The 23,705-nt window shown below is 62.4% G+C and carries 18 protein-coding genes and 1 pseudogene; 9 read left to right on the forward strand and 10 right to left on the reverse strand.

Going from position 1 to position 23,705, the window contains the following annotated elements; genetic code table 11:
- The first annotated feature begins 451 nt into the window (after positions 1-451).
- Positions 452-3,154 carry a hypothetical protein gene (locus AArc1_RS13155; protein WP_117364807.1) on the forward strand — a complete coding sequence of 901 codons (2,703 nt, stop codon included), beginning with the start codon at positions 452-454 and terminating at the stop codon, positions 3,152-3,154.
- 32 nt (positions 3,155-3,186) lie between these two features.
- Here the strand turns inward: AArc1_RS13155 and AArc1_RS13160 are convergent, their stop codons facing one another.
- From AArc1_RS13160 to AArc1_RS13175, 4 genes are all read right to left on the reverse strand, one after another.
- Positions 3,187-4,731, reverse strand: coding sequence for a methyl-accepting chemotaxis protein (locus AArc1_RS13160; RefSeq protein WP_117364808.1), 1,545 nt, complete (start codon positions 4,729-4,731; stop codon positions 3,187-3,189).
- A gap of 88 nt (positions 4,732-4,819) precedes the next feature.
- A complete protein-coding gene (locus AArc1_RS13165; protein ID WP_117364809.1) occupies positions 4,820-5,212 on the reverse strand; it encodes a response regulator in 393 nt (130 codons plus the stop codon).
- Between the two features lie 245 nt (positions 5,213-5,457).
- Positions 5,458-8,283, reverse strand: a complete 2,826-nt coding sequence (locus AArc1_RS13170; RefSeq protein ID WP_117364810.1) for a DEAD/DEAH box helicase — start codon at positions 8,281-8,283, stop codon at positions 5,458-5,460.
- 101 nt (positions 8,284-8,384) lie between these two features.
- Positions 8,385-8,894, reverse strand: coding sequence for a hypothetical protein (locus tag AArc1_RS13175; RefSeq protein WP_117364811.1), 510 nt, complete (start codon positions 8,892-8,894; stop codon positions 8,385-8,387).
- 270 nt (positions 8,895-9,164) lie between these two features.
- On the opposite strand from AArc1_RS13175, the gene AArc1_RS13180 reads away from it, so the two are divergent.
- The 3 genes from AArc1_RS13180 (at position 9,165) to AArc1_RS19105 (ending at position 10,970) form a co-directional block, all read left to right on the forward strand.
- Entirely contained in the window at positions 9,165-10,196 is a 1,032-nt protein-coding gene (locus AArc1_RS13180) for a PGF-CTERM sorting domain-containing protein (RefSeq protein WP_228442326.1), read from the forward strand.
- A gap of 277 nt (positions 10,197-10,473) precedes the next feature.
- On the forward strand, positions 10,474-10,689 hold the full coding sequence (locus AArc1_RS13185; RefSeq protein ID WP_117364813.1) for a hypothetical protein: 216 nt from the start codon (positions 10,474-10,476) through the stop codon (positions 10,687-10,689).
- 116 nt (positions 10,690-10,805) lie between these two features.
- Positions 10,806-10,970: a hypothetical protein gene (locus AArc1_RS19105; RefSeq protein ID WP_186336604.1), complete on the forward strand. Its 165-nt coding sequence runs from the start codon at positions 10,806-10,808 to the stop codon at positions 10,968-10,970.
- A gap of 114 nt (positions 10,971-11,084) precedes the next feature.
- Here AArc1_RS19105 and AArc1_RS13190 read toward each other — a convergent pair whose 3' ends face one another.
- Positions 11,085-11,639, reverse strand: a complete 555-nt coding sequence (locus tag AArc1_RS13190; protein ID WP_117364814.1) for a GMP synthase subunit A — start codon at positions 11,637-11,639, stop codon at positions 11,085-11,087.
- Between the two features lie 144 nt (positions 11,640-11,783).
- On the opposite strand from AArc1_RS13190, the gene AArc1_RS19110 reads away from it, so the two are divergent.
- Positions 11,784-11,921 (forward strand): hypothetical protein, encoded by a 138-nt coding sequence (locus tag AArc1_RS19110; protein ID WP_186336605.1) that lies wholly within the window; start codon positions 11,784-11,786, stop codon positions 11,919-11,921.
- Between the two features lie 171 nt (positions 11,922-12,092).
- Here AArc1_RS19110 and pan1 read toward each other — a convergent pair whose 3' ends face one another.
- On the reverse strand, positions 12,093-13,310 hold the full coding sequence (gene pan1 / locus AArc1_RS13195) for a proteasome-activating nucleotidase Pan1 (protein WP_117364815.1): 1,218 nt from the start codon (positions 13,308-13,310) through the stop codon (positions 12,093-12,095).
- 58 nt (positions 13,311-13,368) lie between these two features.
- Positions 13,369-14,606: pseudogene (locus tag AArc1_RS13200) on the reverse strand (RNA-guided endonuclease InsQ/TnpB family protein).
- A gap of 328 nt (positions 14,607-14,934) precedes the next feature.
- Here AArc1_RS13200 and AArc1_RS13205 point away from each other — a divergent pair.
- The 3 genes from AArc1_RS13205 to rad50 all read left to right on the forward strand — a co-directional run bounded on the left by AArc1_RS13205 (position 14,935) and on the right by rad50 (position 19,405).
- A complete protein-coding gene (locus AArc1_RS13205; protein WP_117364816.1) occupies positions 14,935-15,204 on the forward strand; it encodes a MarR family transcriptional regulator in 270 nt (89 codons plus the stop codon).
- A 140-nt stretch (positions 15,205-15,344) separates the two neighbouring features.
- Entirely contained in the window at positions 15,345-16,736 is a 1,392-nt protein-coding gene (gene mre11, locus AArc1_RS13210; RefSeq protein ID WP_117364817.1) for a DNA double-strand break repair protein Mre11, read from the forward strand.
- Positions 16,733-19,405, forward strand: a complete 2,673-nt coding sequence (gene rad50, locus AArc1_RS13215; protein ID WP_117364818.1) for a DNA double-strand break repair ATPase Rad50 — start codon at positions 16,733-16,735, stop codon at positions 19,403-19,405. The genes mre11 and rad50 overlap by 4 nt, the downstream gene beginning before the upstream one ends.
- Before the next feature lie 20 nt (positions 19,406-19,425).
- Here the strand turns inward: rad50 and AArc1_RS13220 are convergent, their stop codons facing one another.
- Genes AArc1_RS13220 through AArc1_RS19115 form a run of 3 tightly spaced genes read right to left on the reverse strand, consistent with a single transcriptional unit; the run spans position 19,426 to position 20,724 of the window.
- On the reverse strand, positions 19,426-19,902 hold the full coding sequence (locus AArc1_RS13220) for a DUF7346 family protein (RefSeq protein WP_117364819.1): 477 nt from the start codon (positions 19,900-19,902) through the stop codon (positions 19,426-19,428).
- A 51-nt stretch (positions 19,903-19,953) separates the two neighbouring features.
- Complete coding sequence (locus AArc1_RS13225) at positions 19,954-20,484, reverse strand: DUF7322 domain-containing protein (RefSeq protein ID WP_117364820.1); 531 nt, start codon at positions 20,482-20,484, stop codon at positions 19,954-19,956.
- A gap of 54 nt (positions 20,485-20,538) precedes the next feature.
- On the reverse strand, positions 20,539-20,724 hold the full coding sequence (locus AArc1_RS19115) for a DUF7331 family protein (RefSeq protein WP_117364821.1): 186 nt from the start codon (positions 20,722-20,724) through the stop codon (positions 20,539-20,541).
- 131 nt (positions 20,725-20,855) lie between these two features.
- On the opposite strand from AArc1_RS19115, the gene AArc1_RS13235 reads away from it, so the two are divergent.
- Positions 20,856-23,573 carry a DNA-directed DNA polymerase gene (locus AArc1_RS13235; protein WP_117364822.1) on the forward strand — a complete coding sequence of 906 codons (2,718 nt, stop codon included), beginning with the start codon at positions 20,856-20,858 and terminating at the stop codon, positions 23,571-23,573.
- Positions 23,574-23,705: the final 132 nt, after the last annotated feature.

Genomic DNA, 23,705 nt, shown 5'->3' on the forward strand with positions numbered 1-23,705 from the left:
TAGACAGGGGAGGAAACGAGAGTTCCTCCGGTATCAAGCGAGAGCCAAGCTCTCGCGGACCGTCGGAAGACTGTGTCTTCCGAGATGCTGCCGGTTCCCCTTGAGTGCGGGTTGGAACCTTGAACGCCACACTCGGCGGAAATCCGATGGCCGGATTCCACGTCCTTCAGGGCGTGGAGGAGGTCAAGCGTGGTTCGTCCCACTCGGCACGGAATACAAGCTCGAGAACCAAAAACGTGAGAAAGGGCCACCCACCTGTAGCTTGACCAGCCGTAGTTTGGCCGATAATTCAATAAACACTGATGGCTAACCCGACGGTAAGGTGATCCCCCTGAGTTGGCGTGTCGGTCAGTGGCGAGCCGCGGTTCGCGGACGTTCAACCCCGCGAAGCGAGCAGCTTGCGCCGTGGTCGGGCCGTCTCAACCGAACGCCAGCCTGGAGAGTTGGTATCGTGTTGGTCGCCGTTACCCTGTTCTGTGTATTTGCACTTACAACAGCGGCTGGAGTCGCCGGGGCAGCGGTCGACTCAGGAGGGGCGAACGGTGCTGTTCCTGCTGCTAACACTGGGGAAGCAGTAGACACAGAGTGTAACCCGGACGATGATGCCGTCGTTGTTCGATTCGATGACGAACACGTTGTAAGCGGGGCAATTGCGGATGACTGCCCGGCTGATCCACACGTTCATCTCGAGGACAACACCAGCGCCAAACTGGTCGTCGAGAACGGAACTGTACAGACGATCGACGGCGACAAGGCGACTGTCGGAGATCGAAACGTGTTCCGATTCAGCGACGAAGACCCGGACCTGCGGGTTGCTGACGGCGAGTTCGTCAACTCATCGCTGATAATGAGCGACAACGGTACAGTCGTTCTCGAGGAGGACGAAACCGAAGAACTCGAGGTAGACGGTGATCCCGTAGTGTTCGAGGGTGACCCACAACTGCGTCTGTCGGAGCCAACCGTTTCCGAGGGGGCCGAGGGTGAGGAAGTCGATATCGACGTCGACATCGAGTACCTCGGCTATCACGAGTTTAACGGGAATCTCTCGGTCGATATCGTGAACGAGTCCGGACAGCCAACCTCGGCGGACGAGGCGGACATCACGCTCGAAAATCGTGAGGAGATAACCGAAACGATCACGTTCGAAACGAGAAACGGTGATGCACCTGAAGTAGAGGTGCTTACTGAGCTTAGTGGAGACGCCGGCGTCTCGAATCCGGCGGCTCAAAACAAGACGCGAGCGTCCATCGAGGAAGCCAGGATCGCCGTCGACATCGCAGACTACAATCGACCGGAAGAGGGCGATGACCTCGAGGTCACGGCTGTCGTTGAACGCATCGGTGCCCTCGACCGCGACGAGTTCAACGAGTCCTATCAGTTGGTCTTCGAAGTGGACGGATCGACAGTGGACAGCCGATCGATCGAGCCGCTTGATGCCGGATCGAGTGAAGAACGGACGTTCGTCTACTCGACGGTCGAAGGGGATGGGCCGAACGTCGACGTCAAGCTCTCTGCGCTCGGCGGCGCAGGAGACCGAACCGTCGAGGAAACGCTCGAGGTCATTTCACCGGATGCACACGAGCGTGACGTACAGGCTAATATCACGTCCTGGAACGCGCCGGAAGAAGGAGAGGAACTGGAAATCGAAGCCGATATCGAACATGACAACCTGCCCGATGGCACCCATACATATCCCATCGAGTTCTCCGTTGACGGCAATATCATCGACGAAACGAACGTAACGTTATCGGGTCCCGGATCGGACTCCGAGACGGTGGATTTCACCTACGACGTCCAGCAAGGTGATGCACCCGACGTCCAGGCTACCGTTTCGACGCCCGGAGAACGCGATCGGATTACTCCACGGATATTCGGTAGTGGGTTTGAGTTACAGATCGTCGAAACAAACGCGCCGGTGAACGAGACGGAAACGCTCCAGACGACCGTCGCGGTTCAGAACACGGGAGATATCGAGGCGACACAGGACGTCAGACTGGTCGTCGACCAGGGTGGCGGTGATCCGGACCGAAATATCGAACATCTCAGAGACAACACGTCCGTCAGTCTGTCACCCGGTGAGTCGACCACAGAACGGTTGAGCTTCCGGACCGAAGACGACGACCCGAACAAGATCGACCTCATCGCACGGAGTGAAAACGACGAAGATATCAAAACCGTGCGGGTGAGACCGCTCAACCCGTTCTTCGAGATAGAGGATCTCGATCTCCCGGAGTCGGTCGAGCCGGATGAGGAATTCACCGTCTCTGCAAGCATAAACAACACCGGAGCGGAGGCAGGGACACAGTACATCGAGGTCGAGACCGAGGACGGAGAACTCGCCCACATAGACAGAATCACGCTTCCGCCAGTAGAGCATACGACCGTTTCGTTTACCGACACGGCTCCGAGTAGCCCCGGGACGTATGAGTATACATTTATGACGGAAGACGACGAGGTCGAGCGAACACTGTCGGTTTCGGACGGCGATGATGAGCCGTCCGACGTGGAGCCCGAGGATGACGAACCCGACGATCCCGAACCGGACGACGACCTCGAGCCGGACGACGACGTCGACGACGCCGAAGAGCCCGACGAAGAGCCGGACGCTGACGAGGACGACGGGCTCTCGTGGTTCATGGTCCTCCTTGGCGTCCTCGGTGTAGCCGCGTCGGTGCTCGTCTTACTCGTCTACCGAAACGACCCTGAAAACTTCCCACCGGACCCAGCGACCGTGCGGGCCCAGCTCGAGTCGACCTTTACTCGCGAGGCACTCGAGCACCGACTCGAACGGGCGAAGATGACCGCCGCGGCGCTCGTCGCGGCGATCAAAGCGGGAGACATCAACGCGATCGTCACGACGCTCAAACACGCGATTGGGCTGGGCAGCGGGACGTTGGTCGTCCAGAACGAACTGCCACGAGAGACGCTCGTCCGTATCCGCTGTCAGACGGCGGACGACACCGTGTTGCTCGAGGACCTCGAGTTGGGACCAAACGAACGACGGACGCTCGGCTCGTTGCCCAGCGTCGATCAGTTCAAAGTCGGTGCAGGTGTCGAGGACATCACGGCCCACGAGGAAGTGTTCCAGGGGGCAAGCGGTGACGTCGGGGTCGTCCTCCGTCCGGAGGGCATTCTGATTGCGAACCTCGGCTGAGAAGCGCCGCTCGAAAATAGTGGAGCAGCCGATTACTCGACCGTCTGTAGTTCTTCGACGCGATCGACGAGGAGGTCGGCGATCTCGTCCTGTCGATCCGTCGCCGACACGATCCGGTCGGCCGCCGATTCGCTCTCGATGGCGCGACTGCGAACGGTCTCCATCGTCGAGGTGAGTTCTTCGACCGTCGCTGCCTGATCGTCGATCACGCGTGCGACCTCGCTGATGCCGTGGGCTGCTTCGTCGACCGAGCCGTCGATCGACTCGAGCGAGTCGAGGACGGCCTCGATCTCTGCGTCGGCGTCTGCGATTCGATCCGACGAGCGGTCGACCGTCTCGATCGTCGTCGCCGACTGGACCTGGAGTTCGTCGAGGCTCTCGGTGATCTCGTCCGTATGCCCTCGCGTCTCGTCGGCGAGCGTCTTGACGTGATCTGCGACCACGGCGAAGCCGTCGCCGCTGTCGCCTGCTCGAGCGGCTTCGATGTTCGCGTTCAGCGCGAGCAGGTTCGTCTCGTCGGCGACGTCGGCGACGATCTCGACGACGTCTTCGATCTCGTCCATCTTCTCGGAGAGCCGTTCGACGTTTTCGACGAGTTCGTCGCTGATCGCGACGATCTCTTCGGTCGCGTCGCGTGCGTCTTCGCCCGCCTCGAGGCCGTCTTCGACCGCCGTCGCCGCGTCGGTTGCGGCCGAGTCGACCTCATTGGCCTGGGCAGCGACTTCTTCCATCCCAGCTGCAAACGACTGCATCTCGTCGACCGAGTCGTCGAGCAACGTCCGCTGTTCAGTGACGTTCGCGGCGATTTCGTCCGCTGCCTCGTTGGCCTCCGCCGTCGCAGCGTCGATCTCGGTGGCCTGGTCGTCGACCCGGCCCGTGAGCGTCTCCAGGGTGTCGGCCATCTCGTTGACGGCGTCGATGACCGAGACGAGTTCCCCATCGAGGACGTCGAACGCGTCGGAGCGAGCCGCTCGAGCGGTCAGATCGCCCCGGCTGATCTCGGTCGCAGTTCGGCCGACTTCTTCGACGAGGTCGACCGTCGCATCCCGCTGTTCGATCGTTTCGGTCCGGTCGACGACCACCTCGATGACGCCGATCAGTTCGTCGCCGTCGTAGAGCGGCGTCGCGGAGAAATCGATGTGTTTCTCGTCGCCGTGGCGGTCGATCATCGTGCTGGTATCGCCGTAGCGGTTCCGTTCTGGGTCCCGGAGTTCGACGCCGAACGCTGTGTGTGCGCGGTTGGGTTCCTCGAGGACTTTGTCCGCGAGCGTATCCGCTCGCCGGCCGTCCGGGTAGAACAGTTCCGAGACGTGATCGTGACCGACTGCCTCCTCGCGGTCGACGCCGGTGAGGTCGACGATAGCCGCGTTCCACTCGACAACGGTGCCCTCGCTGTCGAGGATGAACGTCGGCAACCCCGTTCCGTCGAACAGTTGCGTGACGCCCGCCCGCCGAATCGTCGCCGCGTGGCCGACCGACGATGGCTGGTGTTCGTCCGTGGATTCGATACCGCTCGAGTCCGCAGTGGTCCCCGTGGCTGGCGCTTCGGTGGTTCGTCCATCTGGCGTGCCGGTCATCCCGACTGCAACACGGCAACTCACCTCCTTATAGCCAGCGGCCAACCCACCATATTCATCAGAGCGGGCCGTTCCCGTCAGGGGACGTTCACCGAGCCGCTTCGATCGCCAGTCGGACCCGGTTCGCGAAGACGTTCATCTGTCCTGACGCCTGCGTATTCTTCCTGACAAACGCGGAGACGCCCGCCTCGAGAGCCTTCTCAGAGAGCGGCTCGAGCGGGTTAGCGGTGAAAAGGACGAACGGAATCGGCATCGAGCCCGCGTCGTCGTTGATCGAGGAAGCGAGTTCGATCCCGGTTTCGTCCGGCAGTTCGTAGCTCGAGATGACGCAGTCGATTATCTCCTCTTCGAGCATGGCTCGGGTTTCAGCCGCCGAGCCGACGGTTTTTACGTCGAACCCGTGTTCCGTCGCTAACGTCTCACTGACGTGTTCGGTAATAAATTCGCTGTCTTCGACGAGAAGCACGGTGTACGACGACATACGGTATAGTGGTATTCGATTTCTAATAATGCCTTACGGCCGATTCGGCGAGTTCATCGGTCGACGGCCGGTCATATGTCGGGACACGGATGGAAGATGGACGGTATCGGCAGCGATCTATCCGCCCGAGAGACCACATCGGCCACGACGACACCGGACACTCGGACCGAACGGCCTCGACGTCGCGTCTCGAGACGGTTGACTTCCTTCGCGTGTGACCCGGTACGCACGAACGAGACGGGCGGTCAGTCCCAGAACGACTGCGTTCGTGCGTACTCGCGTTCTTGGGTGAGGATGTCGCGGTAGAACTCGGCTTCGTCCTCACGAAGCTTGTTGATTATCCGGGCGGCGTTGTGCGGCCCGACGCCCCTGGCGGCCATTGCGATCACCGCCTGTTTGCCGTGGCTCTGGACGAGACTCGCCGCGCGGTAGGCGCGTTCGGTCATCGTTTCCTGTTCGTCGTCTTTCTCCGCGGCACGGACGGCGTCGGCGACCTCGTCGGCCCAGGGGTTCAGCGAGGCGATTCGGGTCGAACCACAGTCGGGACACTCGGGCTGGTTCGGAACGCGTTTGACCTTCGTCCTGACTTTCCACTCCTTGCAGTGGGTACACAGGAGGATCACGCGATCGTTCTGGATACGCTCTTTCACCGTCTGGATGACGCTTGCGTCGGCATTCTCCGGGGCGAGCAGTTCTTTCCCCGCAGAGCGCCCACCTTGCCCGACCGGCGTCCGACCGCGAGTCGTCACCAGCTCGAGCGCACCCGACTGAATCTCGGCGAGCACTGCGCTTGCGCGTTCGACGTCCAGATCCTCGTGGAACACCTCACGGACCGCCTCTGCGTACATCGGCGTCTCCTCGAGTGCCGCCAGCAGCCGCTCGTTCGACATGCGACCGGAGCCCTGCCAGCGTTTGAGCGCGCCGAACTTCGCCGACACCTGCGCGAGCCGGAAGGCGAGGGCGTCGGAGTTCTTCAACCCGAGTTCGACGATCGCCTCGACGTGGTCGGGATCGGTGCTCTCGAGCACCTCGAGGACGTCGCTCGTGGCGATCGAACTCGGCACCTCGAGTTCGATCCGGTACGGGTCGACCTCGAGTCCCACGGAGGTGCCTGCACGCTGGCCGAGCAGAGCCGAGAGGATACGTCCCAGGGTCTCGTTGGTCTCGTGGCCGTAACAGGCGTTCACCACGACGGTCCGACCCTGTCGCTCGAGGACGAGCCGGTCGGCCGTCGGCATCGGCGACTCGGCCTCGACCTGGCGCTCGAGTTGCTCACAGGCCTCCGTGAGGGTGTAGTCGCCTGCGGGATAGCGTCCGGCGAGTTCCCGACCTACGGCGGGGGCGTCGGCTCCGGCTTCGAGTTGGGGTTCAGCGACGGCGCGAATCTCGCCGACCTCGCCCGCGACTGCTGCGGGGACGGGAATCTCCTGGCCGATCCAGGAGGGCACTTCGCCGGCCGGGTCCTCGATCGGGGTGACCTTGACACGGGATTCCTCGTCGTCGATTTCGGCGATACGCCACATCTCTCCGCGCTGGACGAAGACCTCCCCCGGCCGGGCGAAGTTGACGACGAACCGCTCGTCGAGCGTCCCGATCTGCCCCCCCGAGGCGATGTCGTGGACCTCGTAGGTCTCCTCGTCGGGGATCATCGAGAGGTTCGCGTAGACGTACTGCCAGGTGCCGCCGGTCGTCTCGAGACGGTCGGCATTCTCGTCGAACCAGACGATTCGGTTGCGATGGAGTTCCGAGACCACCTCGCGGAACGTCTCCTCGCGAAGCGCTCTGAACGGATAGGCTCGCGAGACGGTCTCGTAGGCCTCGCGAACGTGTGTCGCGCCGCGGCTCTGTACGATCGCCGGAATCTGGTTCGCCACTACGTCGAGGCTGCCTTCGTGGATGGCCGCTGGCTCGACTTCGCCCGCTCGAGCGCGTCGAGCGATCGCCAGCGCCTCGAAGGTATCGTCTGGACGGGTCGTGACGATGGTCCCGCTCGAGACCGCATCCCGACGGTGGCCCGCACGCCCGATTCGCTGGAGTAGTCGGGTGGCCTGCCGGGGGCTCTTGTACTGGATCACGTGGTCGACGCGGCCAACGTCGATCCCGAGTTCCATCGAGGAGGTACAGAGCAGACCGTCGAGGTCGCCGGTTTTGAACCGGTCCTCGACGTCGATCCGGGCCTCCTTCGAGAGCGACCCGTGGTGGACGCCGATCGGCAACTCGAGTTCGTTGAACCGCGAGCCCAGCGCCTCCGCCGTCTGTCGCGTATTGACGAAGATCAGCGTCGACTCGTGGGCGGTGACGAGGTCACGAATCAGCCGGACGTGACTCGCCACCGAGGCGTCAGTCATCAGTTTGCCCGCGAGCGTCTCGTCCTCGTCGGTCACCTCCGGCTTACGAACCCTCACGTCGATGTTACTCCCGACGTCGATCTGACGGATCGCACAGGCGCGGCCGCCGGTCAGAAACTGGCCGACCTCCTCGGGATCGCCGACCGTCGCCGAGAGCCCGATCCGCTGGAAGTCGCCCGCGAGGTCGTACAGCCGCTCGAGGCCGACCGACAGCTGTGCCCCGCGTTTCGAGGCGGCGAGTTCGTGGACTTCGTCGATCACGACGTGGGAGACGTCCGCCAGTGCTTTTCGGAGTTTCTCGCCCGTCAGCATCGCCTGCAGCGTCTCCGGCGTCGTGATCAGTACGTCCGGCGGATTCTCGGCCTGCTTGCCCCGCTGATATTGCGTCGTATCGCCGTGACGAACGTCGACCTCGAGGTCCAGATAGTCACCCCACCACTCGAGGCGCTCGCGCATGTCACGGTTGAGCGCTCGCAGCGGGGTGACGTAGAGCGCGCCGAAGCCCTCCGGCGGCTCGTCGACGAGGTGATCGAAGACGGGCAACATCGCCGTCTCGGTCTTGCCGCTGCCCGTCGGCGCGATCACGAGCGTGTTCTGGCCGTCGGCAAGCGGCGGAATCGCGAGCCGCTGTGGCGCCGTCGGCGTCGAGAAGCCACGTTCGGACAACGCCCCGCGAACCGTCGGGCCGAGGTGTGTAAAGGCGGCGACGTCCCCGTCAGTCATCGAGCCAGGGTAGGGACGACCGATGCATAAGCGCCACGCTCGTGCTGGACCGGGGCGACGACGTACAGCGGGAGTGCAATCGACAGAGCCGATCGACCTGACTACGACTCGTCGCCCTCGAGTTCGTCGTCCTCGTCGCCGAGGAGTTCGTCCGCTACCGCGTCGTCGACAGCCATCTCACCCGGCTCCGGAACCTCTTCGTCGGCCCGTTCAGCGATTTCTTCCGCCGAGCGTTCCTCGTCGGTCATGTCGACGGCCGTCTCTGCATCGTCCACGCCCTCCGTGACGTCCTCCGGACTTGTCGAGTCGTCGAACGCAGTAGCCGAGGACTCGTCATCTCCCCGACCCCCGACCGGAATCTCCTGAAAGTCGTCGGGGACGGCCTCGGACGTCTGTTCGCGTACCGCTTCGGCCGTGGGTGCCCGCTCACGAACGTCCTCGGTCGATGGGACGACCCCCGGCAGGTCCACGTACTTCGAGAGGACGTACACGAGAGCGCCGACACCGAGCGCGAGGAGCACGAGCAGCCGGAAGCGCCCGCGTCCGCTCTGTGACTCTGAATTACCGGTGTCGGACGACGCTGGGCCGTCAGCTGCCGATCGGATAGGCATGAGGTCGATACACCCTCGAGCACGAAATCGGTTCGGGGTGGCAAAGCAAGCGCCAACAGTCGGCGAGCGTCCATCCCTGACGATGAGTAACTGCCACCTACGGCCGGGTAGGCGGCGCATAGCTACGCCCTCGAGTCCGATATCTCAGCCAATGACAGTCATCGAACGACGACAGTCATTGATTCCGACTGATCAACTGTCGCTCAGCCGACTGCGGTTCGAGGTGTGGACCGAATCGATCCGTACGCCACAGCCCGAGGTGGCTGCCGAATGATGTCGCCGGCACACTCGCGCCGAGCACTCATCGTGCTGACGACCCTGGTCGCCATCATCGGCGTCATCACGGTCGGCGTCCTCGTCGGTGGACTGTTCGTGGGCGAAGCCGACGCCGCGAGTTCGACCGAGACGACGTCGCCGGTCCAGTCGTCGACCACGACCGACGAGGTCGGCGTCTCCGAGGAGCCGTACAGCGAGCCGGTCCCGGAGGAGGGTGACCCGTTCTTCGAGGCCGAAGCGAGCGATGGACGCTGGATCAGCTACATCAATCCGCGCGATGACTACCGGTCGCCGTACCTGGGTGACGGCTCCGGCAAGATCTGTACGGCCCTGCTCAACGAAGCCGGTGACCCCGTCGTTGGTGAATCGATCCCGAACACTACCGTCACAGTCGATACCGGCGACGAACTCGAGTGGCACGACGACGCCGACCCGTTCGTCGTCGAGTACCCGCTGACCACGCATTACGACCGCCCGCTCGACGCTGACCAGTTCGGAACGACCGCTGGGCTCCCACAGGGCGACGGCTACCTCGACTCCCACTGTCTCGAGTGGCACGGCTTGCCCGAGGACGAAACGGTCAGGTATGGCGAGCCGACGATCGACGGCGACCACGCGGACGACGTCGAACTCGTCGGCGTCGTCGAGCAACCGAACGACACGTGGGACTCCGACGTCGACCCGATCGGTGACGCCCAGCCGTACGAAGAGACTGGCGGCTGGACCTACTACACGGACGGATCCCACGGACAGGCCGTCGTCGTCTTGCAACTCGACCGTGACGGGGCGGCCCTCGAGGACACAACATCGGTGGACGACGATTCGACCAGCGGCGACGATTCGACGGGTGACGATAGCGATACAGCGACACCGGACGACGGCACGGACGAACAGTCGAACTCGAGTGAGCCCGACGCTGCGGCGGACACCGACGAGGAGCCGATCCCCGGCTTCGGGTCACTCGTAGCACTGGCCGCAGTCGCAGCCGTAGTCGTATTCGGATGGCGTCGCGAGGTAACTCCGTAGACGGCGCTCACGGCCGTTTCGACGAGGAGGGGTTCGAAAAGGTGGCTACAGGGTGACTACAGGTGTAGCCACCACCCATGGAGCGTCGGTCGCGACGGGGAACTGCGACGGACCAGATGCGATAGACTGTCGACTCCCCGTCAGTCGATTTCCTTCGACGGTGTGATCATAAGCGTGCTGGCCGAGATGACGCCCGTCTGACGGAGAGCCGACGGGCCACGGTTCGACGCCCGAATCAATCACGTTTTGACGGTCGCCACGAGAGACTTCACCGATCATGTCCGCCGAGTCCGACGACGATCCACGCGTCCCAATCGTCTGTCCCGAGTGCGAGACGACCTCCCGAATCCCCCTCGACGACGTCGCCGACTCGATCGAGCGTCACAACGACCAGCTCCACGACGGCGAGGACGTCGCCCAGGTCGACCCCGACGTCGCCGATCACCTCGCCGATCTGATCGGCATCGACCTTGGACTGCTCGAGGAGCGCTAACCCGGCTCGAACGTGGTCGTGTTCCGTTGCTCGTCAGCGGAGGTACTCACAGTACGCTCCGGCCGTCGTGTGGATTCGACAGGGAGTTTATCGCCCCTCGAGACGATAACGCATCCATGGCTCGTGCGACCCACACCTGCACCTGCGGGGCGGTGTTACAGTACAAGCAGGACCTCGAGAAAGAACGCGGCGGAATCGTCGCAGCCTGGAAGTGCAAAGAGTGTGGGACGCCGGTCCCCGGAATGGTCGCAGAAAAGCTCAAACACCAGCACCCCTCCTGAGACGGACCGCTGTACATCAGTCCCATCACGCCAGTGAGTCGGCACAGATGTGACGACACAGCAACCTGTCTGGTCTCCGCGTCGGTCTGACGCTTTCGCTTTGACTACCGATCGCTACTGACCGTCACAGATCTCGAGGAAGTTCTCGAAGATCTCCTCACCGGCTTCGGTGTGGGCGACTTCGGGATGCCACTGAACTCCATAGAGGTCACGGTCGGGGTCGCTCATCGCTTCGACGTTACAGACGTCGCTCCGTGCCGTGATCGTAAAGCCCTCCGGAACGTCTTTGACCTCGTCGGCGTGGCTCGCCCAGACGCGCGTTTCGGGATACAGCGACCCGGTCAGGAGATCGTCTTCGTCGAGGACCTCGACGGTAACGTCGGCGTACCCGCCGTAGTCGCCGCCGCCGACGCGACCGCCGAGTTCGTCAGCGATCAGTTGCATGCCGAGACAGATCCCGAGTACGGGACGGCCGTCCTCGAGGTATGCCGGAGACTGGCCGATGCGGTCCATATCCGGCCCGCCGGAGAGAACGATCCCGTCGGCGTCGACGTCTTCCGGTGGCGTCTCGTTGTCGACGAGTTCCGTCTCCACGCCCAGGTCGCGTAGTGCTCGTTGCTCCAGATGAGTGAACTGCCCGTGGTTATCCACCACGACGATCTTCGTCATTGGCGGGTCCTAGCCAGTCGACTGGTAAAAGCGGTCCGAAAATGGCGCTTCTCGCCGTACTCGAGGGGGCGAGTTCGGCAACCGACAGCCGTCGACCCGTCTCGCTCCGGTACGTTTATGCGTCTCTCACCGGACGGTACGTGTATGGCAGTCGATCTCAACGAGTTCACACATCCGGCCTGGAAGGCTGCGGTGGGAACGGTCGTCGGATACGGGCTTATCCTCGTCGTCCTCACGCTCGCGATGTTCGCCCTTCCGTGGCTCATCTTCGCGACGCTGTAACGATCGGGAACCGCGATCGCTCGAGGATCGCCGTCGACCTGCGTTTTTCGAGGGAGTCGACACTGACACTCGCGCCAGCGGCTGTGCTGAGTGAACACCGTCGCTCGAGCGGGTTCACTGGATGAGTCGGTATCGTCTCGAAAGCGACGCCGGGAGAATCGACTGCTCCGGTCAGGCGAACGTCTTCGAGACGTCCTCGGTGGTGTCCGAGTCGGCCTGCACCTTGTCCCAGGCGTTCTGGAAGTCCTCTCCGCGGATCTCGGTACGGTCGTCACGGATGGCGAACATACCGGCTTCGGTACAAACAGCTTTGATATCGGCACCGGAGGCGTCCGCCGTTTCTTCGGCCAGGGCGGCAAAGTCGACGTCGTCGTCGACGTTCATGTTGCGGGTGTGGATCTGGAAGATGAGTTCGCGACCCTCCTCGCCTGGTTTCGGCACCTCGATGAGGCGGTCGAACCGACCGGGGCGAAGGATCGCCCGGTCGAGCATGTCGAAGCGGTTGGTGGCGGCGATGATACGGATCTCGCCGCGTTCTTCGAAGCCGTCCATCTCGGCGAGCAGTTGCATCATCGTTCGCTGGACCTCGGCGTCGCCCGACGTCTTCGACTCCGTGCGTTTGGCAGCGATTGCGTCGATCTCGTCGATGAAGATGACGGCAGGTTCGTGTTCGCGGGCCACGTCGAACAGGTCCCGGACGAGTTTGGCACCCTCGCCGATGAATTTGTGGACGAGTTCGGAGCCGGCCATCTTGATGAAGGTCGCGTCGGTCTGGTTGGCGACGGCCTTCGCGAGCATCGTCTTACCCGTCCCGGGTGGACCGTACAGCAGGACGCCACTCGGTGGATCGATGCCCACGTCCTCGAACATGTCGGGCTTCTCGAGGGGCATCTCGACGGTTTCACGAACCTCTTGGAGTTGCTCCTCGAGGCCGCCAATGTCCTCGTAGCTGACTTCGGGACTCTCGGTGACTTCCATCACGCGGGCCCGGACGTCGGTTTCGCTAGAGAGCGTCTTGACGATAGAGAGGGAGTTGTTGACCGCCACCCGGTCGTCTGGCGCGATGTCTTCGCGCATCTCTTCGGTGACCTCGGTGAGGGCCTCCTGATTGTTCCCGTGCTGTTTGATAATGACACCCTCGTCCGACACCTCCTGGACCGTGGCGACGAACAGCGGCGACTGTTTGAGCTTCTTGTTCTCGTGAGTCAGTCGCTCGAGTTTCTGCTGGTATTTGTTGTTCTCGGCGTTCGCATCGAGGAGCTTATCGCGCATCTCCTCGTTTTGCGTCTCGAGGATTTCCAGCCGGTCCTCGAGCGCCTGGATCTTCTCCTGTTGGGACGCCTCGTCCTCGTCATACGGGAGGTCGACGTCGTCCACAGTGTCGCTCATCACACGGATGTTGGGGGTTGGTTCATAAGAGGCTTCGGGTCGGTGAACTCACCCCGGGTCAAGCCCCGGGGCTTCCTGCTTCAACGACGCGCTTTGCATCCACAGCCTCTCGCTGAGGTGTGAACGTAGGGAGCGCAGTCTGCACAGGCGTTGATTCGGACTGTCCCAGCCCTAACTGCCGCAATCCACGAGTGAGAATATTCTTCGCCGCATTCAAATCACGATCCTCTTCGTGGCCGCACGCCGGACACGAGTGCTCACGTACCCAGATCGGCTTATCCGTCTCGACACCACAAACTGAACACTCTTTCGTCGTCCCACGAGGTTCGACCGTTTCGACGTGCGTGCCGTGCAACTCGCCTTTGTACTCCAACAGCTCGATGAACCGCGACCACGCCGCATCCTGCTTGTTTTTGGCGTTCTGGCTGGTTTCCAGCATCGGCTTCACGTCCAAATCCTCGACGGCCACCACGTCGTACTCTTGGACGAGCCACGTCGTCAGCTTGTGCTGGAAATCTTCGATCTTCCGCTTGATTTTCCGTTTGACTCGCGCCACCTGTTGGCGTTGTTTCTCCCAGTTGTTGGAGCCGTGTTCTTTCTGGGCGAGTTTCCGCTGCTCGCGTGCGTAGCGGTCGTACTCGTCCGACAGGTCGAGCGTTTCCACGGAGAGGTTTTCTGACGTGTGGATGTAGCTGGTGATGCCGAGGTCAACGCCCACGCAGCCCTCGGCTTCGATCTCGCTTAGTGACGGTTTCTCGGATGTGCCTTCGACGGTGGTGACGAGCGAGACGTACCACTCGCCCGTCGACTCCTTTTTGAGGATGATTTCGTCAATCTCGTCTTTGGATGGCACGTCGCGGTCTGCGCGGATTTTGAACCAGCCGATCTTTTCGAGTCGGAGTCGCACGAATCGGTCGTCGCCCGTGTTGTGATCCACGTTCCAGCGACGGGGTTGATTGTACGACACTGACCGAAACTCACCACGACCTTGCCACTTTAGCCGCCCGACGTTGTAGCCGTTTTCTCGCCGTCCTTTCAAGGTTTCCAGATCGCTGTGGATTTGGGTGATGGCTTGTTGTGCGGCGTGTCGGAGGGTTCTGCGAAGGTCGGCCATTGGTCTGCCCACCCGGTGAGTTTGTTATGTTGGTCGTAGTCGGATGGCTGGTTGTTGGAGTCGGAGTTGTAGTAGTCTCGAACGGCGTGGTTGCGGATTTGGCGGAGGATGTCGATGTGGTGCCACGCTTCGCTCTCCACGTCATCGGACAGGTACGCCGGGAAGCGAAGCGTGTGTTTCATAACTGTTACTCTGATTCCTCTTTTTCTCGCTGTTCTTGGATTGCTTTTTGTAACAGACCACTCGGTGAGAGATGGGGCTGGCTATCAAGCCACTCCCCATCCTCTTCTGGGACTGTCACGGTATATCGTCTTGGCACACGCACTAATACGTGTTAGAACATATAAGGAGTTCCGGAATGTTGTTTGTGAATTGCTGTTGTCGGCTTCAACCCCGGGGTCAAGCCCCGGGGCAGTCGCCTTGATTGCCTGTACACCCCTTCAGGGAATAACTGCTGAGCATTATGCGAAAGAGAAAATATTATCACTCTGTATTCGATAGGAGTATACGATGAGTGCTTCAGAGCCCGTTCGAGGGGACACAGACCAGCGAGGAACGTGGGAAGACGTTCGCGAACTGCCGCCGAGTGCCAAACTCGTTGCGAAGGTTCTCGAGTACAACGACACGATGACCCAACAGGAGATCGCCGAGGAGACGCTTCTCCCCTCGCGGACGGTCCGGTACGCGCTCAACCGACTCGACGAGGAGAACGTTATCGAATCGCGCTTTTCCTTTTCTGACGCACGCAAGCGCCTGTACACGCTCGACATCGAACCCTGATCGTCGGCCCCGCATTTCCACTTCTTTGCTTTCTGTCGTCCGGTGTTCGAGCGCGAAACTGTACTGCTAGCCGATGGTTCGGATTTACTTTCACTCCGGTCACGGAACCCATTTAGGGGCCGCTGTCCAACCACTGGCCAATGACACGGGTGATACACACGGGCGACACCCACATCGGGTATCAGCAGTACAACTCGCCCGACCGACGGCGAGACTTTCTCGAGGCCTTCCGCGAGGTCGCGGAAGACGCCATTACCGACGACGTCGACGCCGTCATCCACGCCGGAGACCTCTTTCACGACCGTCGTCCCGGCCTTATCGACCTCCAGGGAACCGTTGAAATCCTCCGTACGCTCGCCGACGCCGACGTGCCCTTTCTGGCCGTCGTCGGCAACCACGAGGGGAAACGCGACGCGCAGTGGCTCGATCTCTTTGCTGATCTCGGTCTCGCGACCCGACTCGACGACAGCCCCGTCGTGGTCGACGACGTCGCCTTCTACGGCCTCGATTTCGTCCCTCGCTCCCGGCGTGACGCCCTCGAGTACGACTTCGAGTCTGTCCCCGAGTCGGCCGACCACTCGGTTCTCGTCAGCCACGGTCTGTTCGAGCCGTTCGCCCACGCCGACTGGGACACCGACCGCCTCCTCGCCGAGTCGACGGTCGAGTTCGACGCCGTCTTGCTCGGCGACAACCACGCCGCCGACACTGCGGAAGTCCGAGATACCTGGGTTACCTACTGTGGCTCGACCGAGCGTGCGAGCGCGAGCGAACGCGATCCCCGTGGCTACAACCTCGTCACGTTCGACGAGGAGGTCGCAATCACCCGCCGTTCGATCGCGGATACCCGCGAGTTCGTCTTCGTCGACGTCGACCTCGCCGAAGACGAGGGGGTCGACCGCGTCACCGAGCGCGTCCGTGAGTACGACCTCGAGGACGCAGTCGTCATCGTCACCATCGAAGGCGAGGGCCGGCCGATTACACCCGCCTCGATCGAGGAACTCGCCACCGACCGCGGCGCACTCGTCGCCAGAGTCAACGACCGTCGTGACCTCCCCGACGAGGACGAGGCCGTCTCGGTGAGCTTCGCCGACCCCGACGCTGCCGTCCGCGAACGCGTCCGTGACCTCGGGCTGAGCAACGCCGCTCTCGAGATCGACGGCACGGTCCGTGACGGCGACCTGCCCGATTCGAACGTCCGCGAGTCGGTCGAACGTCGCGTCAGGGAGTTACTCGAGGACGACGATGCGGCGTTCGACCCCGCCCCCGAGCGATCGCCGGACGACGCCGACGTGACGACCGTCGCCGACCAGTTGTCAGAGACGGACACGGCAGCCGACCCGAGTTCAACTGCCGACGTGGAGGCCGACAGCTCGGGTTCGAACACCGACGTGGAGACCGCCGATTCAGGGTCGACTGCCGACGCGGAGGCCAGCGGCTCGGATGCCGACGAATCGATGGACGAGCCAGTCGAAACGGCCGAGACGACCGCCGACGAGGACGCAGACCACGCCTCGCTGGGTGATTTCGCGTGAAAGTCGATCGGGTCCGGCTGCGCAACTTCAAGTGTTACGGCGACGCCGATCTCGCCCTCGAGCGGGGCGTCACCGTCGTCCACGGCGTCAACGGCAGCGGAAAGTCGACGCTGCTCGAGGCCGTCTTCTTCGCGCTGTACGGCTCGAAGGCGCTCGACGACCGCACCCTCGACGACGTCATCACGACCGGCGAGGAAGAGACCGAGGTCGAACTGTGGTTCACCCACGACGGCCGGGACTACCACGTCGAGCGAGCACTCAAACTCCGGGGCGACCGGGCAACGACGACGACGTGTGTCCTCGAGACGCCCACGGAAACGATCGAGGGCGCCCGCGACGTCCGCCGGGAGGTGACCGAGCTGTTGCGGATGGACGCCGACGCATTCGTCAACTGCGCGTACGTCCGCCAAGGCGAGGTCAACAAGCTCATCCACGCCTCACCGAGTGATCGCCAGGACATGATCGACGACCTGCTCCAGCTTGGCGCGCTCGAGGACTACCGCGAGCGAGCGAGCGACGCCCGCCTGGGGGTCAAGTCGGTGCTCGACGGCCAACGAGAGGTCACAGAGAACGTCCGCCAACGGGTCGAACGGAAAGAAGACAAGGACCTCCACGAGCGCCTGAACGGACTCGAGTCGCGCCAGGCCGAGGTGAACGAGGAGATCGATCACTTCGAGACCCAGCGCGAGCAGGCACGGACGACCCTGGAGACCGCCAAGGAGGTCCTCGAGCGCCACGAGGAGACTCGCGAGGAGATCGAGACGCTCACCGAGGAGATCGACACCCTGCGCTCGAAGATCGAGGAGACCGAACGCGACCGCGAGGACGCAAAAGACGAGATTAACGCACGCGAAGACCGACGCGAGACGCTCGCCGAGGAACGGGCCGAGCTACTGGAGACGGTCGATGCGCCCGACGGAGACGATGTCGAGACAGCGATTGCGGCCCTCGAAGAACGCGACGAGACACTCCGTGACGATCTAGAGGACGTCCGTGTCACGATCACGGAGACGACCGGGGAGATCGAACGCCTCCGGACAGCGGCCGACGAACTCGAAGCACAGGCCGCGAACGCCCGCGAGCAAGCTGACGACGTCGCCGCCAAACTCGAGGCCGACGAGAACGCCATCGACGAGCGAGAAGCGAGCCTCGAGGAACTCGACACACGGATCGAAACGGCTCGCGGGCGGTTCGAGGATGCACCAGTCGAGTTCGGCGACGCAGCCGACCGTATCGAGAGTCTCGAGGCCGATTGCGAGGAGCTAACGGACGATCTCGGTGACGTCACCGCAGAGATCAGGACCGTCGAGAACGCCATCGAGGAGGGCGAACGGCTGCTCGAGGAGGGCAAGTGTCCCGAGTGTGGCCAGCCCGTCGAGGACTCGCCACACGTCGACGTCTTGGACGAGAAACGCGAGGAGCTTGCCGACCTGCAGGACCGACGTGATGCCCTCGAGGACGACCGCGACGCCGTCGACGAACGCCTCGAGCGCGCCGAGGAGCTCCGGGACGCCGAACGTCGCGTCGACCGGCTCGAAGAAAACCGCGAGAACGTCGCCCAGTTGCTCGCCGAAAAACGCGAGACGCTCGAGGAGCGCCGTGAGAGTCGAACGCAGTTACTCGAGCGAGCCGATGAGTACGAGTCCGAGGCCAAAGAGAAGCGAACGACGGCCGACGATCTCGCGGGCGACGTCGACGAGAAGCGGACCGAACTCGGCGAGATTAACACCGAACGCGGCGAGATCAAATCGGTCCTCGAGTCGCTCCGACGCGTCGAGGCGATCGACGACGAACGCCGCGACCTCGCAACCGAGATCGAGACCTACCGCGAACGCCGGTCGGACTGGCGGACGATGAACGACGAACGTCGTGAGACGCTCTCGGACAAACGCAAGCGAAAGCGCGAACTCAAATCCGAGTTCGACGAAGAGCGCGTCGCGACGGCGAGACAGGACGAACAAAACGCCCGGGAGTACATCGAGAAAGTCGACGCGAAACTCGAGGAACTCGAAACACGGCGAACGGAACTCCAGAACGCGATCGGGGCAGTCGAACGCGAACTCGAGGAACTCGAGGAACGCCGCGACGAACTCGAGAAACTCGAGGCCCGATGTGATCGTCTCGAATCACTGTACAACGAAGCCGAAACCCTCCAGACGACCTACGGTGAGTTACGCGCCGAGTTGCGCCAGCGAAACGTCGAGACCCTCGAACGCCTGCTCAACGAGACGTTCGAGCTGGTCTATCAGAACGATTCGTACGCGTCGATCGAGTTAGACGGCGACTACCGGCTGACGGTCTATCAGAAAGACGGCGAACCCCTCGAGCCCGAGCAACTCTCCGGTGGTGAGCGGGCGCTGTTCAACCTCAGCCTCCGGTGTGCGATCTACCGACTGCTCGCGGAGGGCGTCGAGGGAACGGCACCGATGCCGCCGCTCATTCTCGACGAGCCGACGGTGTTTCTCGACTCGGGCCACGTGACCCAACTCGTCTCGCTGGTCGAGTCGATGCGCGATCTCGGTGTCGAACAGATCGTCGTCGTCAGCCACGACGAGGAACTCGTCGGTGCGGCCGACTCGCTCGTTCGGATCGAGAAAGACGCCACATCGAATCGCTCGCGACTCGAGCGCGGCGAGCCGCCGGAGGCTGCGTTACTCGCCTCTGAGTGAGCGCGACTCGAGCGGCCGGCTCAAGGATCGTCCTCGGATGCGCCAGTTCGTCGATCGGAAGCTGTCGTTCCCTCCTCTGTCGGCCGAATTGCCTCGAGCGCCGTCTTGCCCGTGTCGGTGAGTTCGTATCCACGTTCGCCAGCGATCTCGGTCTCCCCGATGAGATCGGCCGTGGCCAGAACGGCGAGTCGACCGTTGAGATCGCTCTCGCAGAAATCGTACGCCGATAGAACGGTCCGGATCGCGAGCGGGCCCCGCGTCTCGAGCTCACAGAGCAAGCCGAGCGTCGCCTCGTCGTGAACGCTCGTCAGGAGTGTCCGCACGGGGCTCGAGACCGTCCGGGCGGCCGTCTCCAGCGGGCTCTCCTCGAGTGCCTCGAGACGGTCGTTCTGGACGTAACACTCGTTTCCGCTGTCGGGATCGCGGACGAGGCTCGCCTGTTCGGCTTGTTTGAGCAGCAGGTACCGCTTTCCGGTGTCGTCCTGAACGGTCTTCATAGTCGGGTACGCGTTCGGTAAGGGGTACTCGTGTTCGTCACCTGAAATACTTTACCCGGATGCGTCGGTTGCATCGTCGTCGGGGAGATCATCGCCAGTTGCACCGTCGTCGAGTACGTCTTCGTCGGTTGCATCGTCGTCAGGTATGTCCTCGTCGGTTCCGTCCTCGGTGTCCATCCCGTCGGCCGACGCCGAAGCCGACGTTCGGAACGCGCTGTACCGGCGAATCGCGAACCCAAGCAGGAGAACGCCACCAGCGAACAACGCTCCACCTCGCTGGGTGTCGCCCTCGAAGACCAGGAACATCGCGCCGAGTGAGATTCCGAGCACCGCCCCGTTGACTACGATGACGAGCGCCCAGAACGCCTTCGCGAGTTCACTGGGGACCTCAGTCTCCGTCGTCGGCACCTCGGGAGGATCGATCGTCTCGATCTTTTGGTCCGCCTCAATGTCTGATTTGAGCCCCGAACCTGCGTCCTCGGTGTCGACGCGTGGAATCGTGAGCGAGTCGCTCTCTGGATCCCGAAAGTCAGCTTCGGGGTCTGTCTCTTCGGGTTCGTGTTCGCTGCGGTCGAACACCACGCTCGTAGGGTCAGTGAGCGACGAAAAAAGGGTTCGTATTCGACGTTGGGAGACTCAGGCGCACTCGTCGAGCGTGAGCGGCCGTGAGGTTTCGACCCACGCGAGCGGGTTGTACGCGTCGTAGAAAACGACACACTCGTCGGTCTCGTAGGACTCGATCAGCTGGGGGTCTTCCGGTGCAGTCGATTCACGCTCGCCATCCTGCTTATCGTCATCGTTGAGAGTAGACACACCGATCACCTGATATCTTGGTATGTGTTACCACGTAATATGTCTTGTTGCTCCTGCAAATTCACACACTCGGTCTCTCGATGGCCGGTCCGGACGGGAGTATGGGGGATTTTTATTCGCCGCCTGCAAACCCCGACATCATGACTGAGGCGGGCCAGACCGGACTCACGCAGTTTTCGGCGTCCGACGACCGGCCGGACGAAGAGGCGATCGCCGTCGCCGGCAACGGCGGCTCGAGCACCGCCGAGGTGGTCGACGTCGTGGCGGAGACCCTGCCAGAGCCCGACGGCGAACTCGAGCTCGCGGTGATGCAGGTCGACTACACGGTCGCTGGCTATGGCGACGACGAGCGACCGATCATCCACGTATTCGGGCGAACGAACGACGGCACCCTCGAGCACGTTCAGGTCGTCGGCTTCCGGCCGTATTTCTACGCGCCCACGACGTCGCTCGAGCGGCCGCCGGAAGAGGAGTACGACCGACTGACTGACAGTCGCGAACACGATCGAAACGGCGAACCCTACGAGAGCATCCGGGGCGAGAAACTGACCAAGATCTTCGGCCAGACCCCGAGAGACGTCGGCCAGATCCGTGACGACTTCGAACACTACGAAGCGGACATCCTCTTTCCGAACCGCTTTCTGATCGACAAAGACGTCCGTAGCGGCATCCGCGTCCCCGAGCGCCGCACAGAAGACGACTCGCTCGTGATTCCCCACGAGGAAGTCGAAGCCGCCGACGTCGATGCGGACCCACGCGTGCTGACCTTCGACATCGAGGTCGAAGACCGACACGGATTCCCAGAAGAGGGAGAGGAGTCGATCGTCTGTCTCACGAGTCACGATTCCTACCGTGATGAGTACGTTATGTGGATCACCGGAGCCGACGATGGCGACGGTGAGATCCCCGAGGCGATCACCGACTACGATCCGATCGAGGGTGAAATCGACCACGACGTTCGGGCGTTCGAGGAAGAAGAAGCGATGCTCGAGGCGTTCGTCGAGTACGTCGAGACGACGGATCCAGATGTCCTCACAGGATGGAACTTCGAGGATTTCGACGCGCCGTACTTCCTCGACCGCCTCGAGGAACTCGACGGCCCACACCACGACTACGACCTCTCGATCGACCGCCTCTCTCGGGTCGACGAGGTCTGGCGGAGCAACTGGGGTGGCCCCGACATCAAGGGCCGGGTCGTCTTCGACCTGCTCTATGGCTACCAGCGGATGGTCTTCTCGGAACTGGATTCCTACCGGCTCGACGCCGTCGGTGAGGCCGAACTCGGCGTCGGCAAGGAACGATATGCGGGCAAGATCGGCGACCTCTGGGAGGACGATCCGACGAAACTCCTCGAGTACAACCTCCGGGACGTCGAACTCTGTGTCGAACTCGACCGCCAGCAGCAGATCATCCCCTTCTGGGGCGAAGTGCGCTCGTTCGTCGGCTGTAAACTCGAGGACGCCCCCACGCCGGGCGATGCAGTCGACATGTACGTCCTCCACCAGGCCCACGGCCGATTTGCGCTCCCCTCGAAGGGGCAGCAGGAAGCCGGCGAGGAGTACGAAGGCGGTGCAGTGTTCGACCCGATCACGGGCGTCAAAGAGAACGTCACCGTACTCGACCTGAAGTCGCTGTACCCGATGTGTATGGTGACGATCAACGCCTCGCCGGAGACCAGGGTCGACCCCGCCGAGTACGACGGCGAGACCTACCTCGCACCCTCTGGAACCCACTTTCGCAAGGAACCCGACGGCGTCAATCGCGAGATGATCGAGGAACTGCTCGCCGAACGCGAGGAGAAAAAGACCCTGCGCAACGAACACGAACCCGGCACACCCGAGTACGAGCAGTACGACCGCCAGCAGGGTGCCGTGAAGGTCATCATGAATTCGCTCTACGGCGTGTCGGGATGGGAACAGTTCCGACTCTATGACAAGGACGCCGCAGCGGCGATCACGGCCACTGGTCGCGAAGTAATCGAATTTACCGAAACCGCTGCAAACGAACTAGATTACCAGGTTACGTACGGAGATACCGATTCAGTGATGCTCGAGTTGGGCTCCGGCGTCTCGAACGCCGAGGCGATCGAACAGTCCTTCGAGATCGAAGCGCACATCAACGACCGGTACGGCGACTTCGCAGCGGAGAAACTGAACGCCGAGGACCACCGCTTCCAGATCGAGTTCGAGAAACTGTATCGGCGCTTTTTCCAGGCTGGCAAGAAGAAACGCTACGCGGGTCACATCGTCTGGAAAGAAGGCAAAGACGTCGACACCATCGACATCGTCGGCTTCGAGTACCAGCGGTCGGACATCGCACCGATCACCAAACGCGTCCAGCACGAGGTCATCGAGATGATCGTCAAAGACGGCGACGTCGAGGGTGCAAAGGAGTACGTCAACGGCGTCATCGAGGACGTGCTGGCTGGCGACGTGAGCCTCGAGGACATCGCTATCCCGGGCGGCATCGGCAAACGACTGGACAACTACGACACCGACACGGCACAGGTTCGAGGCGCGAAGTACGCGAACCTGCTGCTCGACACCAACTTCCAGCGAGGGAGCAAACCGAAGCGGCTCTACCTCGATCGGATCGACCCGGCGTTCTTCCGGCGAATGGAGTCGGACGGAGGGTTCGACCCCCAGCACGACCCCCTCTACGGTGCGTTCAAGCGCGACCCCGACGTCATCTGTTTCGAGTACGACGACCAGATCCCCGAGGAGTTCGAAGTCGACTACGACACGATGCTCGAGAAGACGCTAAAAGGACCGATCGAGCGCATTCTCGAGGCGCTCGACGTCTCGTGGGAGGAGGTCAAAAGCGGCCAGGAGCAGACCGGCCTGGATAGCTTCATGTAACTCGAGCGGGAGTCGACGCCCCGCTGAACAGGTCGACGGGGAGTATAGGCACGTCTCGTCGTCATCCGTTCGTTCCTCGATACCGTCTCTACAGTATCCTCGAGCCTCTCTACGGGATCGATCGGACGAAAG

Source organism: Natrarchaeobaculum sulfurireducens, from assembly GCF_003430825.1.
GTDB lineage: Archaea > Halobacteriota > Halobacteria > Halobacteriales > Natrialbaceae > Natrarchaeobaculum > Natrarchaeobaculum sulfurireducens.